The sequence below is a fragment of the Flavobacterium panici genome, from assembly GCF_024499525.1.
Lineage (GTDB): Bacteria > Bacteroidota > Bacteroidia > Flavobacteriales > Flavobacteriaceae > Flavobacterium > Flavobacterium panici.
This window is the reverse complement of record NZ_CP100437.1, coordinates 2,819,702-2,832,509: the sequence shown is the minus strand read 5'-3', so window position 1 is coordinate 2,832,509 and position 12,808 is coordinate 2,819,702. Positions and strand designations below refer to the sequence as shown.

General features: G+C 33.2%; 11 protein-coding genes. All 11 read left to right on the top strand.

Annotated elements, in window-relative coordinates; translation table 11 throughout:
- Window positions 1–19: 19 nt before the first annotated feature.
- A complete protein-coding gene (locus NLJ00_RS12075) occupies window positions 20–1,000 on the top strand; it encodes a stage II sporulation protein M (RefSeq protein WP_256637364.1) in 981 nt (326 codons plus the stop codon).
- Between the two features lie 11 nt (window positions 1,001–1,011).
- Window positions 1,012–1,779, top strand: a complete 768-nt coding sequence (locus NLJ00_RS12070; protein WP_256637363.1) for a DUF4129 domain-containing protein — start codon at window positions 1,012–1,014, stop codon at window positions 1,777–1,779.
- Window positions 1,779–2,984, top strand: a complete 1,206-nt coding sequence (locus NLJ00_RS12065; protein WP_256637362.1) for a DUF4350 domain-containing protein — start codon at window positions 1,779–1,781, stop codon at window positions 2,982–2,984. The genes NLJ00_RS12070 and NLJ00_RS12065 overlap by 1 nt, the downstream gene beginning before the upstream one ends.
- A gap of 112 nt (window positions 2,985–3,096) precedes the next feature.
- A complete protein-coding gene (locus tag NLJ00_RS12060; protein WP_073482939.1) occupies window positions 3,097–4,110 on the top strand; it encodes an AAA family ATPase in 1,014 nt (337 codons plus the stop codon).
- A 134-nt stretch (window positions 4,111–4,244) separates the two neighbouring features.
- A complete protein-coding gene (locus NLJ00_RS12055) occupies window positions 4,245–5,576 on the top strand; it encodes a DUF58 domain-containing protein (protein ID WP_256637361.1) in 1,332 nt (443 codons plus the stop codon).
- A 104-nt stretch (window positions 5,577–5,680) separates the two neighbouring features.
- Entirely contained in the window at window positions 5,681–6,766 is a 1,086-nt protein-coding gene (locus NLJ00_RS12050) for an alkaline phosphatase family protein (protein ID WP_256637360.1), read from the top strand.
- 170 nt (window positions 6,767–6,936) lie between these two features.
- On the top strand, window positions 6,937–7,725 hold the full coding sequence (locus NLJ00_RS12045; protein WP_256637359.1) for a TrmH family RNA methyltransferase: 789 nt from the start codon (window positions 6,937–6,939) through the stop codon (window positions 7,723–7,725).
- A 246-nt stretch (window positions 7,726–7,971) separates the two neighbouring features.
- Window positions 7,972–10,194, top strand: a complete 2,223-nt coding sequence (locus tag NLJ00_RS12040; RefSeq protein WP_053471017.1) for a RelA/SpoT family protein — start codon at window positions 7,972–7,974, stop codon at window positions 10,192–10,194.
- 27 nt (window positions 10,195–10,221) lie between these two features.
- A complete protein-coding gene (locus NLJ00_RS12035) occupies window positions 10,222–10,764 on the top strand; it encodes a hypothetical protein (RefSeq protein WP_256637358.1) in 543 nt (180 codons plus the stop codon).
- A 184-nt stretch (window positions 10,765–10,948) separates the two neighbouring features.
- Window positions 10,949–11,413 carry a Fur family transcriptional regulator gene (locus tag NLJ00_RS12030; RefSeq protein WP_053471018.1) on the top strand — a complete coding sequence of 155 codons (465 nt, stop codon included), beginning with the start codon at window positions 10,949–10,951 and terminating at the stop codon, window positions 11,411–11,413.
- A 93-nt stretch (window positions 11,414–11,506) separates the two neighbouring features.
- Window positions 11,507–12,778, top strand: coding sequence for an adenylosuccinate synthase (locus NLJ00_RS12025; RefSeq protein ID WP_056204000.1), 1,272 nt, complete (start codon window positions 11,507–11,509; stop codon window positions 12,776–12,778).
- Window positions 12,779–12,808: the final 30 nt, after the last annotated feature.

Genomic DNA, 12,808 nt, shown 5'->3' with positions numbered 1-12,808 from the left:
TTTTATATTTTAGCCCTCAATGAGAGAAGTTGCCTTTATAAAACAAAATAAAGAAAAATGGCTGGAATTTGAGCTAGCTATTTTCGGTAAAGCTAAGAAAAATCCTGACGAATTAGCTAATTTGTACATTCAATTAATGAATGATCTTTCCTATGCTCAAACTTATTACCCTAAAAGTAAGACAGTTATCTATTTAAATCATTTAGCTTCACAGATTTATCAAAAGATTTATAAAACGAAGCGAACGGAGAAAAACAGAATTGTAGAGTTTTTTAAAATAGAAGTCCCGCTTTTGCTTTTTGAATACAAAAGATATCTTTTATACGCTTTTGTACTCTTTTTTGCCACCGTTGCAATGGGAGTAGTTTCTGCACGCTATGATCCAAATTTTGTTCGGTTGATATTAGGCGACGATTATGTCAATATGACTTTAGAAAATATCAAGAAAGGAAACCCAATGGCGGTTTACGGCTCTGGATCTAACTGGGGAAGCTTTGTAGGTATTACTATGAACAATCTTTATGTTGGTGCAAAATGCTATATGTATGGAATTTTTGCAGGAATTGGAACCTTTTTTGTAGCAATGAACAATGGTATTATGCTTGGCTCATTTCAATATTTCTTTTACGAGCAAAATGTTTTCTGGAAAAGTGTACGCGGTATCTGGATTCATGGAGCAATGGAAATTTTTGGTATTGTAATTGAAACTGCTGCCGGATTTATTTTGGGTGCCTCTATCCTGTTCCCTAAAACCTATTCAAGAATAAATTCTTTTAAAATTGGTTTTAAAAACAGCTTTAAAATATTTTTAAGCACTTTCCCTTTTACCATTGGCGCAGGTTTTCTTGAAGGATTTATTACAAGATATTCTATTGATATGCCTAACTGGTTAAGCAGTTTTATAATATTATTTACTTTAGGAATAATTTCATTTTATTATTTGGTTTACCCTACTATTGTCTACAAAAAAGTGCATAAATTATCAGCCAAAACGAATTAATTAAACCAGTAATGAATAAAATTTTATTTATTTTATCTTTTTTCCTTTTCTGCAGTGTTTCGAATGCGCAGGATTCTTTGGTGACGGAAGATCCTCCAAAAATTGCTTCGATAAAATACACTGAAAAAGATATTCAAATTGATTCAGATTCAATTGAAAGCAGGACTTTTTCAAAAAATTATCAGAAAAAATATACCGATCCAGATTTTGTTTACGAACATAAAGCTCCCGAAAAAGGTCTTTGGGATCGTTTTAAAGACTGGCTTGCCAGTATTTTTAGAAGTCTGTTTTCGTTTAGCACAACCGAAGCTTCTTTAAACTTTGTAGGTATATTGATCAGGGTTATTTTGACGTTAGGAGTTATTTTGATGATTTATTTAATCGTTAAAGCAATTATCAATAAAGAAGGACAATGGATTTTTGGCAAAAATTCTAACAAAAGAACCGTTTATTACTCTGATATCGAGAAAAACATTCACCTTTTAGATTTCGAAAAACTAATCAAAGAAAGTCTAGAATCTGGCGAAAAACGTGCGGCAATTCGATACTATTATCTTTGGCTTTTAAAAATAATGGCCCAGAATAATTATATCGAATGGGATATCGAAAAAACAAATTCAGATTATTTATATGAGCTTCAAAGACCTGCTCATAGAGAAGAATTTACATACTTGTCATATCTGTACAATTACATTTGGTATGGCGAATTTGAAATTGATGAAACCACTTTCAACAAGGCACAGAGTAGATTTAAGAATGCAATAAAAACCTTTAGTTAATGAATAAGAATATAAAAATATACATTTCTGTTCTGGTTTTTATTTTTATCTTAATTCTGGTTTCAGATTATGACAAACCAAAACCTATCGACTGGCGTCCAACTTATTCTGTCAATGACAAAATCCCTTTTGGGTTATATGTTTTTGATAAAGAAATTGGCGGTATTTTAAAAAAACAAAAAATCCAAAGAATTTCAACTGTAACGCCTTATGAATTTTTAGATTCAAAATACGATGAAGATTCATTAGTGGAGACTTATTCTGTAAAAGGAACTTTTGTTAATATTTCTGTACAGAATAATATTGACGATCAGTCAATGAAAGAGATTATGTATTTCGTTTCACACGGAAACAATGCCTTTTTAAGTATGGCAAATTTCCCAAAACCTTTATTGGATAGTTTGAAGTTTGAATATACTTCAAATTTCCGTCCCACAGATAGTTCATTAGTCTGGATGGCAAATAAAAAACTGAGTCGAAAAGCATACAAATCAACAGGCGATATTGCAGATTATTTTTCTAAGATTGACACTTTAAACACCATTGTTTTAGGTTATCAGGGAAATCCAAAAAAGAAGAAAAACATCAATTTTATACAAATTCCTTATAAAAACGGAAATTTCTTTCTGCACATGCATCCTGTTGCTTTTACAAATTATAATCTGCTCAAAAAAGATCGCTATCAATATGCCGAAAATGTGCTTTCTTATATTCCAAAAGGAGACGTTTTTTGGTACACAAAATTGCAGACAGATGAAAATATTTCCGGGTCGCCCCTTCGATATATATATAGTCAGCCGGCCTTAGCATGGGCTTTTTATTTATTCCTGATTGGCATGTTGATTTTTATGATATTTAATGCCAAAAGAAAACAGAGAATTGTTCCTATTTTGCAGCCATTATCAAATTTGACAATTGATTTTACCAAAACAATTGGTAATTTGTACTATCAGGAAGGCGATCACAAGAATATAATTGATAAAAAAATCATTTATTTCTTAGAAAGAATCAGAACTGAATATTTAATCGATACCACAAAACTGGATGATGAGTTTGTTAAAAAACTGCATCATAAAACAGGTAAAGACGAAAAAGATATTCAGGAACTCGTATTTTTAATTAACGAACACCGAAATAGTTATCATGACAGCATTGAACAGGATTTAATCCGAATTAATAATGCAATCGAAAAAATTATACATTAAATAAAATACTTACAGCAGAGTTAAGATTACAATACATTTTCTAAAATCATTTTTAATCCTTTTAATCTGTTGCAAAAAAACAAAATAAACGAACTAAAAAAACACACCAAACATGGACGATATTAATACACCAGAAACAGAAATCACAAATGAAAATGTGAATTTTGAAACCAGAATAAATTTAGCACCGCTTTTAGATCACGTAAATGCGATTAAAAAAGAAATTGAAACCGTAATTGTGGGACAGCATAAAATGGTTGACCAGCTTTTGGTTGCTATTTTATCAAATGGTCACGTTTTATTAGAAGGTGTTCCCGGAGTTGCTAAAACAATTACAGCAAAATTATTGGCAAAAACATTAAACATTGGCTTTAGCCGAATTCAGTTTACACCGGATTTAATGCCATCTGATATTTTAGGAACTTCTATTTTCAATTTAAAAAGTTCTGAATTTGAATTCAAAAAAGGGCCAATCTTCTCTAATTTAATTTTAATTGACGAGATCAACCGTGCGCCGGCAAAAACTCAGGCCGCTCTTTTTGAAGTTATGGAAGAACGCCAAATTACAATTGACGGTTCCGGATATAAATTAGAAACTCCTTTTTTAGTAATTGCAACGCAAAACCCAATTGAGCAGGAAGGAACTTACCGTTTACCAGAAGCACAATTAGACCGTTTCTTGTTCAAAATCACGATCGATTATCCAAAATTAAACGAAGAAATCCTCATCATTCAGAGAGAGCATTTATTGCAGGATCACGGAAAATTAGAAGCTATCCAAACACTTCTTTCTTCTGCAGAAATAAACCAGTATCAGGCTTTAGTTAAACAAATTAGAGTAGAACAAAATCTATTGGAATATATCGCAAGAATCGTAGTAAACACACGTGAAAATGCGTTTTTATACTTAGGAGCTTCGCCTCGTGCTTCAATCGCAATTTTGAACGCTTCAAAAGGTTTCGCTGCTATTCGCGGACGCGATTTCGTTACTCCGGAAGATATTAAAGAAGCTGCAATTCCAGTTTTACAACACCGTGTTATTGTTGCTCCGGAACGTGAAATGGAAGGAATTACAAGTTCTGAAATTATCAAACAAATTATTGAAACCGTAGAGATTCCTAGATAGTTCTCTGTTCCTGCGAGGTTTTCAAAACCTCGTAGGTATTAATTATATTATTTATTCTAAGTCAAAAACACCTACAAGGTTTTGAAAACCTTGCAGGAGAACTTGAAACTTAAAACCTGAAACTATAAAAAACAGTGAAGTTTATAAAAAGTCTATATCTCAATAATTTCTTCTTCTATGTGCTTTTGGGCATTATAGCATTATTTGTCTGCGCTTTTATTTTTCCGAATTTGTACAACGCAGTTTGGTTTATTGTTTTGGTTTTGATCACTTTTTTAGGTTTGGATATTTTAATATTATATCTGGCCAAAACAGGAATTGAAGCCGAGAGAATTACACCCGAAAAGCTTTCAAACGGAGATTTAAACCCAATAAACATCAAAATCAGAAATCACTATACGTTTCCAATTTTGGTTAGGATAATTGATGAAATTCCGTTTCAATTTCAGGTTCGTAATTTTAAAATTGCAAAAAGAGTAAAAGCGTCTGAAGAAAAAGAAATTGGATATGATCTTCGTCCAACAGAACGCGGCGAATACCATTTTGGTTATTTAAATGTTTACGTTTCTTCGCCATTACGATTAATTTCAAGAAGGTTTTCTTTTGCAAAAGATCAAATGGTGCCGACTTATCCGTCTTATATTCAATTAAGAAAATACGATTTAATAGCATTTTCGAATAATTTGTATCAATACGGAATCAAGAAAATCCGCCGAATTGGTCATACCATGGAATTTGAACAAATCAAAGAATATGTTCAGGGTGATGATCTTAGAACTTTAAACTGGAAAGCCACAGCCAAGAAAAATGCGTTGATGGTGAATCAGTTTCAGGACGAAAAATCACAGTCTGTTTATTTGGCAATTGATAAAGGACGCGTTATGCAAATGCCTTTTGACGGTTTAAGTTTACTGGATTATGCAATAAATTCAACGTTAGTTTTATCAAATGTAATTCTGAAAAAACAAGATAAAGCCGGAATTTTTGCCTTTTCTAAAAAAGTAGAAAACAGAGTTTTTGCAGAAAGAAGAGGTTCGCAGATGCAAAAAATCCTTGAAACCTTATACAATATCAAAACCGACTTTTTTGAAAGCGATTACAGTCGATTGTATGTTGACATCAAGAAAAACATCAACCAAAGAAGTTTAATTATTCTTTACACAAACTTTGAAACTATGGACGGTTTACACCGCCAACTTCCCTATTTAAAAGGAATTGCGAAAAGTCATTTACTGGTTGTTGTCTTTTTTCAGAATACGGAACTAAACGCTATTATCAATAAAAAAACAGATACTATTCAGGAAGTTTACGATAAAGTAATTGCCGAAAAATTCATGTTTGAAAAACGTCTTATCGCAAACGAATTGAAGAAATACGGAATCCATTCGGTTTTAACACAGCCTGAAAATTTGACTTTAGATGCTATTAATAAGTATTTGGAGATTAAGGCTAGAGGGATTTTGTAGTTTTTGTGCTCTGTTAATTAATGGTTATATTTAAAAATATGAATTAAGTTGATTTGAATTATTGATTAGTTTTGGATATCAAATAACTTCTAAATCATTAAAAAATGAAAAAAGCAATCCTAATTGTATTCATTTTAACCAGCCTATTTTGTTCTGCACAAAAAACAGAAAACATTATCATTATAACTACTGACGGTTTTAGATGGCAGGAAGTTTTTAAAGGATTAGATTCGGCGATTGCCAATGATAAAAAATTCAATCAGGGAGACAGTACTTATATTTATAAAAAATATTCTGCTTCAGATTTTTCAGGATCACGTCAAAAAATCATGCCTTTTTTCTGGACAGAAATTGCTTCGAAAGGGCAAATTTATGGAAATCGCGATCTTGGAAGTAAAGTCGATGTTTCAAATCCGTATTGGTTTAGTTATCCTGGATATAGCGAAATCATGACTGGAAATGTTGATGTTCAGATAAATTCTAACGGTTACAAACCCAATCCAAACGTAAATGTTCTGGAATTCCTGAATAAACAATCTAAATTAAAAGCGAAAGTAGCAGCTTTTGGTGCGTGGGATGCTTTTGACCGAATTTTAAATGAGGAAAGAAGTGGTTTTCCTGTAATTTCTGCTTTTGATAATGTAGGCGGAAATAAACCTACAGCCTCTCAAAAACTACTAAACGAAATGCGAAATAATTCGTTTAAGCCTTTTCACGAAGATGAATGTCTTGATGTTTTTACGCATTATGAGGCAATGGACGAACTTAAAACCAAGAAACCAAAAGTATTATATATCTCTTACGGCGAAACCGACGAATGGGCGCATCATGGTCATTACAGATCGTATCTTGACGCAGTAAATCAGGTAGATAAATGGATTAAAGAAATCTGGGATTTTGTACAAAATGATCCACAATACAAAAACAAAACGACTATATTTATAACCGTTGATCACGGCCGCGGCGACAAAATAAAATCACAATGGACAGATCACGGAGCTGATGTTGCAGGTGCATCACAAATTTGGTTCGCCGCAATGGGACCTGAAATTGCCCCAAAAGGTGAAATCAAAACAGATTCGCAATTGTACCAAAAACAATTCGCCCAGACTTTTGCCAAAATCATGGGATACAATTTCACCACAGATCATCCTGTTGAAACTGAAGTTAAAGAACTTTTTGATAAATAGTTTTTTTTGCCACAAATTACACGAATTTTCACTAATTTATTTTGATTGAACTCAATTATAATTCGTGAAAATTCGTGTAATTCATGGCAAAAACTATAAATATTCAAAACCTTGCAGGAAGAAAAAAACTCTGTACCTTTGAGCCTTTGCAACTTTGAGACTCAAAAAAAATGAAACAAATAACTTCAGTTCAAAATCCGTTTATAAAATCGCTTGCTTTATTACAGGAAAAAGCAAAAGCCAGAAAACAAACCGGAAAATTTTTAATTGAAGGACAACGTGAAATTTCATTAGCCATAAAAGGCGGTTACGAAATTGAAACGGTTTTATTTTTACCCGATTTAGTGACCGAAAACCAAATCAATAAATTAGTTTCTTCATCGGTACAACTAATCGAAATCAACAAAGAAGTTTATCAAAAACTAGCTTATCGCGATACAACCGAAGGTATTTTGGCTGTAGCCAAAACCAAATCCTTAAAATTATCTGATTTAAAATTATCTGATAATCCATTAATTTTAGTCGCTGAATCTCTGGAAAAACCCGGAAATGTCGGCGCCGTTTTACGTACCGCGGATGCTGCAAATCTTGATGCTGTTTTAATTGCAGACCCAAAAAGCGATTTATACAACCCTAATATTGTGCGTTCCAGTGTTGGCTGTTTATTTACCAACCAAATCGCAACCGGAACAACCGAAGAAATTATTGCTTTTTTAAAAGAAAAAAAGATCAGTTTTTACTCGGCAACTTTACAAAATTCAACTTCCTATCATACCCAAAACTTCACTACTCCAACCGCTTTGGTTGTTGGTACAGAAGCGACAGGCTTAACGCAAAAATGGCGTGACGAAGCAACTCAAAACATTATTATCCCAATGCAGGGCGAAATCGACAGCATGAACGTTTCTGTAGCTGCAGCTATTTTAATTTTTGAAGCTAAAAGACAAAGAGGATTTTAGATTTTAGATTTTAGATTTTAGATTTTAGATTTTAGATTTTAGATTTTAGATTTATAAAAAATCGCTTTGCTCTTTTTTATTGGGATTTGGAATTTAAAAAATTGGAATTTATTTTCTGTCAGGCTGAGCGAAGTCGAAGCCCTTTTTTTATTCAAAAAATCTAAAATCTTAACTCTAAAATCAACAATCCATTCCCTTGCGTATGTTCTAAGTTATTCTTATTTTTAGTACTTGAACTATGCCGTTATGATAGAAATAGATATTGAAAAAGAAAACAAAGCAATTACGCACGAGTACAAGGAATTACTGCGAATTAGTTACCAGACTTTAACACCTGCCGACAAAAAATTAATTCGTAAAGCTTTTGATGTTGCTGTTGATGCTCACAAAGAACAAAGACGCAAATCTGGCGAAGCGTATATCTTTCATCCTATTGCAGTTGCGAAAATTGTTGCCTCAGAAATTGGTCTGGGAGCGACCTCTATTGCCGCGGCTTTATTACACGATGTTGTCGAAGATACTCCCATAACTGTTGAAGATATTGAGCGTTTATTTAACCCAAAAGTAGCGCAGCTTGTTGAAGGTTTAACTAAGATTTCATTAGTTCAAAAAGACTTAAATGCATCCATGCAGGCGGAGAATTTCCGCAAAATGATCCTGACCTTGAATGATGACGTGCGTGTAATTTTGATAAAATTAGCCGATCGTCTTCACAATATGCAGACTATGGATTCGATGGCAGAATATAAACAGACAAAAATTGCGTCTGAAACGCTTTATATCTACGCTCCTCTCGCCCATCGTTTAGGGCTTTATAATATCAAAACCAAATTAGAAGATTTGGGATTAAAATACACAGAACCTGCTGTATACGAAGATATTGTAAGCAAAATTAGAGAAACTAAGGAAGAACAAGATGCTTACATCAAAGATATCTCTGATGTTTTAAAGAAATCTCTTGATGCTGAAAATATAGATTATATTATAAAAGGCCGTCCGAAATCTATTTATTCGATTCGCCGTAAAATGCGCGCGCAAAACGTGAGTTTTGACGAAGTGTACGATAAATTTGCGCTTAGAATCGTTTATAAATCAGATCCGCACGATGAAAAATTCATCGCCTGGAAAATATATTCTATCGTAACCGATCATTACAGACCGAGCCCTAGCCGTTTACGTGACTGGATTTCATCTCCAAAATCTACTGGATATGAAGCACTTCACATTACTGTTATGGGGCCAAAAGGACGCTGGGTTGAAGTTCAGGTTCGAAGCGAACGTATGGATGAAATTGCCGAAAAAGGTTATGCAGCACATTACAAATATAAAAATGGCGCAAGTGAAGAAAGCGGTTTAGATGTCTGGCTGAATTTACTTCGCGAAGCTTTAGAAAATCCGGAAACAAATGCGGTAGATTTTGTAGAAGATTTTAAAATGAATTTATATTCAAAAGAAATTTTCATATTTACCCCAAAAGGAGAAATAAAATCATTGCCAAAAGGCGCAACTTCGCTGGATTTTGCTTTTAGTATTCACTCTGAAATTGGAATTAAAACAAGAGGAACCCGCGTAAACGGACGTCTTGTGCCTTTAAACCACGAATTAAAAAGCGGTGATCAGGTTGAAGTTATAACATCGGCAAACCAAAAACCTACGGTAAACTGGCTGGAATATGTAACGACTTCAAGAGCAAAAAATAAAATCAAAAACGTTCTTAACGAGAACACGAAAAAAATTGGCGAGGAAGGAAAAGAATTACTTACCCGAAAACTTAAACATTTAAAAATTACGCTTAACGAACAAGTTACAAACGAGTTAGTTAACTTTTTTAAATTAAAAACCAGTTTAGATTTATTTTATCGTGTTGGAATTGGCGCTATCGAAAATCAGCAGTTAAAAGATTACGCCGCACAAAAAGGAAATACGTTTATCAATTTCTTTAAAAATAAAATTAAAAGAAATAAAGACAACACCGCTGCCGAAGATATTCACAAACCAGTCATTAGCAGTAACTATGACATGCTGGTTTTTGGAACAGAACATGATAAACTGGATTATAAACTTTCGCAATGCTGTAACCCAATTCCGGGTGACGATGTTTTTGGTTTTGTAACGATAAACGAAGGAATTAAAGTGCATAAAAAAGATTGTCCAAACGCCATTGGAATGCAGTCTAATTACGCCTACAGAATCATGAGTGCCAAATGGATCGATTCTTCACAAGAAGAATTTAAAGCCATTATCAACATTACGGGAATGGACGTTTTAGGACTTACAAATCAATTAACGCGTGTAATTTCGAATAATATGAGCGTTAATATTCAAAGTATTTCTTTGAGTACTGATGCCGGAATTTTTCACGGTCAAATTGCTGTAATTGTTCAAAACAATACCATTTTGAAAAAAATGATCAATGCCATTAAGAAAATTGACGGCGTTGATAAAGTTACCAGAGAATATAGAACCTAGCTTTTAAAATATTTTACAAATTGAGTTATGAGTAATGAAACCCTAGAAATTCCAGAAGTTGTTTTTGATAAAAATGGAGAACTTTTAATTGTTGCTTCTCAATCTTCCTCAAAAGATGATTTCGATTTCTTTCAGGGAAAATCAGTTATTCATAACAAAAAATTAAAAACAAGATTTGCCAATTGTACAGAGTGGATTGAATTTCCATCAACTCAGGAAATGTACAAGATTTTAAACGGAATTGGCAATATTGATAATTTTCTTGCCACTTTTGACGGAGAACCTTTTGAAGGAATGACCGTTAGATTATTTAATCCGAAGACAAAATTGTGGAGCATTTACTGGGCCGATTCAAATTCGGGAACATTAGATAAACCCGTTGCAGGCTCTTTTGAAAATAAAATTGGACATTTTTTCTCTAAAGATATTTATGAAGGTAAAAATGTAATTCAGGTATTTAGATGGGATGCCCGTGACGAAAATAATCCGGTGTGGAGTCAGGCTATGTCTGATGATCAGGGAAAAACATGGGAATGGAACTGGTACATGTATATGTCAAAAACGAGCTGAAAATCTGTTATTTTTCTCCTAAATTAAAATAATTATGTTAATTAAGTCGTGTTGAACTTTGTAAAATATAATAGCGCAAAAGCCTGAATTTGGTACATTTTCTGTTATCAAATTCCAGTTTAAACGTTAAACTTTAAACCCGAAACTTTTATTCATTAAAAATAAAAAATTATCTTTGCAGGATATGACACTTATTTCAACTGACAACACTAAGAATCAAGAAATTGTAAAAAATGTTTTTACAATGTATCTTGAACAAAAAGGGCATCGCAAAACTCCTGAGCGTTATGCTATACTTCAGGAAATTTACGATAGCGAGGAACATTTTGACATAGAAAACCTATACATCAAAATGAAAAACAAAAACTACCGTGTGAGCAGGGCTACGCTTTACAACACGATCGAGTTATTGTTAGACTGCGCTTTGGTTAGAAAACATCAATTTGGACAAAATCAGGCTTACTACGAAAAATCATATTTTGATAAACAGCATGATCATATCATTATGACAGATTCTGGTGAGGTAATCGAATTTTGCGATCCAAGAATTCAAACCATCAAAAAAACTATCGAAGAGATATTTGATATTGAAATCACAAATCACTCACTTTATTTCTACGGAAACAAAAAACAGAGTTCACAGTCTTAAAATAAAGACTTTTTCAAAAAATTAAAAAAAAGAAAATTAACTACATAATCAGTAGGACAGCTTTTAATTGTCCTAACGCAAATTAAAAACAGAATGACGGTAGATTTATTACTAGGATTACAATGGGGAGATGAAGGTAAAGGAAAGATTGTTGACGTTCTTACCTCAAATTATGATATTATTGCACGTTTTCAAGGAGGACCAAATGCAGGACATACATTAGAATTTGACGGAATTAAGCACGTACTTAGAACTATTCCTTCTGGAATTTTCCATAAAGATTCAATAAATATTATCGGAAATGGTGTTGTAATTGATCCTGTAGTTTTTCAAAAAGAAATTGAAGGTTTAGAGAAATTTAACCTTGATATCAAAAAGAAATTAATCATTTCAAGAAAAGCACATTTAATTTTACCAACGCACCGTTTGCTTGACGCAGCTTCAGAAGCTTCAAAAGGAAAAGCAAAAATTGGTTCTACACTTAAAGGAATTGGCCCAACTTACATGGACAAAACAGGTAGAAACGGTTTACGTGTAGGTGATATCGAATTAGAAGATTTCAACGAACGTTACAGAGCATTGGCTGACAAGCACGAAGCTATGATTGCTTTCTATGATGTTGCGATTCAATACAATTTAGCTGAACTTGAAAAAGAGTTTTTTGAAGCTATCGAAGAATTAAAAAAATTAGATTTTATTGATAGTGAAGAATATATTCACCAGGCTCAAAAAGCAGGTAAATCTATTCTGTGCGAAGGAGCTCAGGGTTCTTTATTAGATGTTGATTTTGGAACTTATCCTTTTGTAACTTCATCAAATACTACTGCTGCCGGAGCTTGTACTGGTTTAGGAATTGCTCCTAACAAAATCAAAGAAGTTTACGGAATTTTCAAAGCTTACGTTACTCGTGTGGGCAGTGGACCTTTCCCAACTGAACTTTTTGATGAAGTTGGCGCAACAATGGCAAGAGTTGGTAACGAATTTGGATCTGTAACAGGAAGACAAAGACGCTGCGGATGGTTAGACCTTGTGGCTTTAAAATATGCTGTTCAGGTAAATGGAGTTACGCAGTTAATGATGATGAAAGGGGATGTTCTTTCTGGTTTTGAAACTTTAAAAGTTTGTACAGAATACAACTATAAAGGTCAAAACATTGCTCACTTCCCTTATAACATTGAACCAGAAAATGTTACTCCGATTTACAAAGAGTTTAAAGGATGGAAAGCAGATTTAACAGGATTGACAACTTATGATGCATTGCCAATCGAGCTAAAAGAATATATTGAGTTTATTGAGAAAGAAATCGAAGTGCCGATCAAAATTGTATCGGTTGGACCAGACAGAAAGCAAACAATAACAAAATAATACATTTAAACGCTCTGATAATCAGGGCGT

Excerpts from the sequence above, each read along its gene's own strand:
- NLJ00_RS12075 (WP_256637364.1), top strand. The coding sequence starts at position 20 with ATGAGAGAAGTTGCCTTTATAAAACAAAATAAAGAAAAATGGCTGGAA.
- NLJ00_RS12070 (WP_256637363.1), top strand. The coding sequence starts at position 1,012 with ATGAATAAAATTTTATTTATTTTATCTTTTTTCCTTTTCTGCAGTGTT.
- NLJ00_RS12065 (WP_256637362.1), top strand. The coding sequence starts at position 1,779 with ATGAATAAGAATATAAAAATATACATTTCTGTTCTGGTTTTTATTTTT.
- NLJ00_RS12060 (WP_073482939.1), top strand. The coding sequence starts at position 3,097 with ATGGACGATATTAATACACCAGAAACAGAAATCACAAATGAAAATGTG.
- NLJ00_RS12050 (WP_256637360.1), top strand. The coding sequence starts at position 5,681 with ATGAAAAAAGCAATCCTAATTGTATTCATTTTAACCAGCCTATTTTGT.
- NLJ00_RS12045 (WP_256637359.1), top strand. The coding sequence starts at position 6,937 with ATGAAACAAATAACTTCAGTTCAAAATCCGTTTATAAAATCGCTTGCT.
- NLJ00_RS12040 (WP_053471017.1), top strand. The coding sequence starts at position 7,972 with ATGATAGAAATAGATATTGAAAAAGAAAACAAAGCAATTACGCACGAG.
- NLJ00_RS12035 (WP_256637358.1), top strand. The coding sequence starts at position 10,222 with ATGAGTAATGAAACCCTAGAAATTCCAGAAGTTGTTTTTGATAAAAAT.
- NLJ00_RS12030 (WP_053471018.1), top strand. The coding sequence starts at position 10,949 with ATGACACTTATTTCAACTGACAACACTAAGAATCAAGAAATTGTAAAA.
- NLJ00_RS12025 (WP_056204000.1), top strand. The coding sequence starts at position 11,507 with ATGACGGTAGATTTATTACTAGGATTACAATGGGGAGATGAAGGTAAA.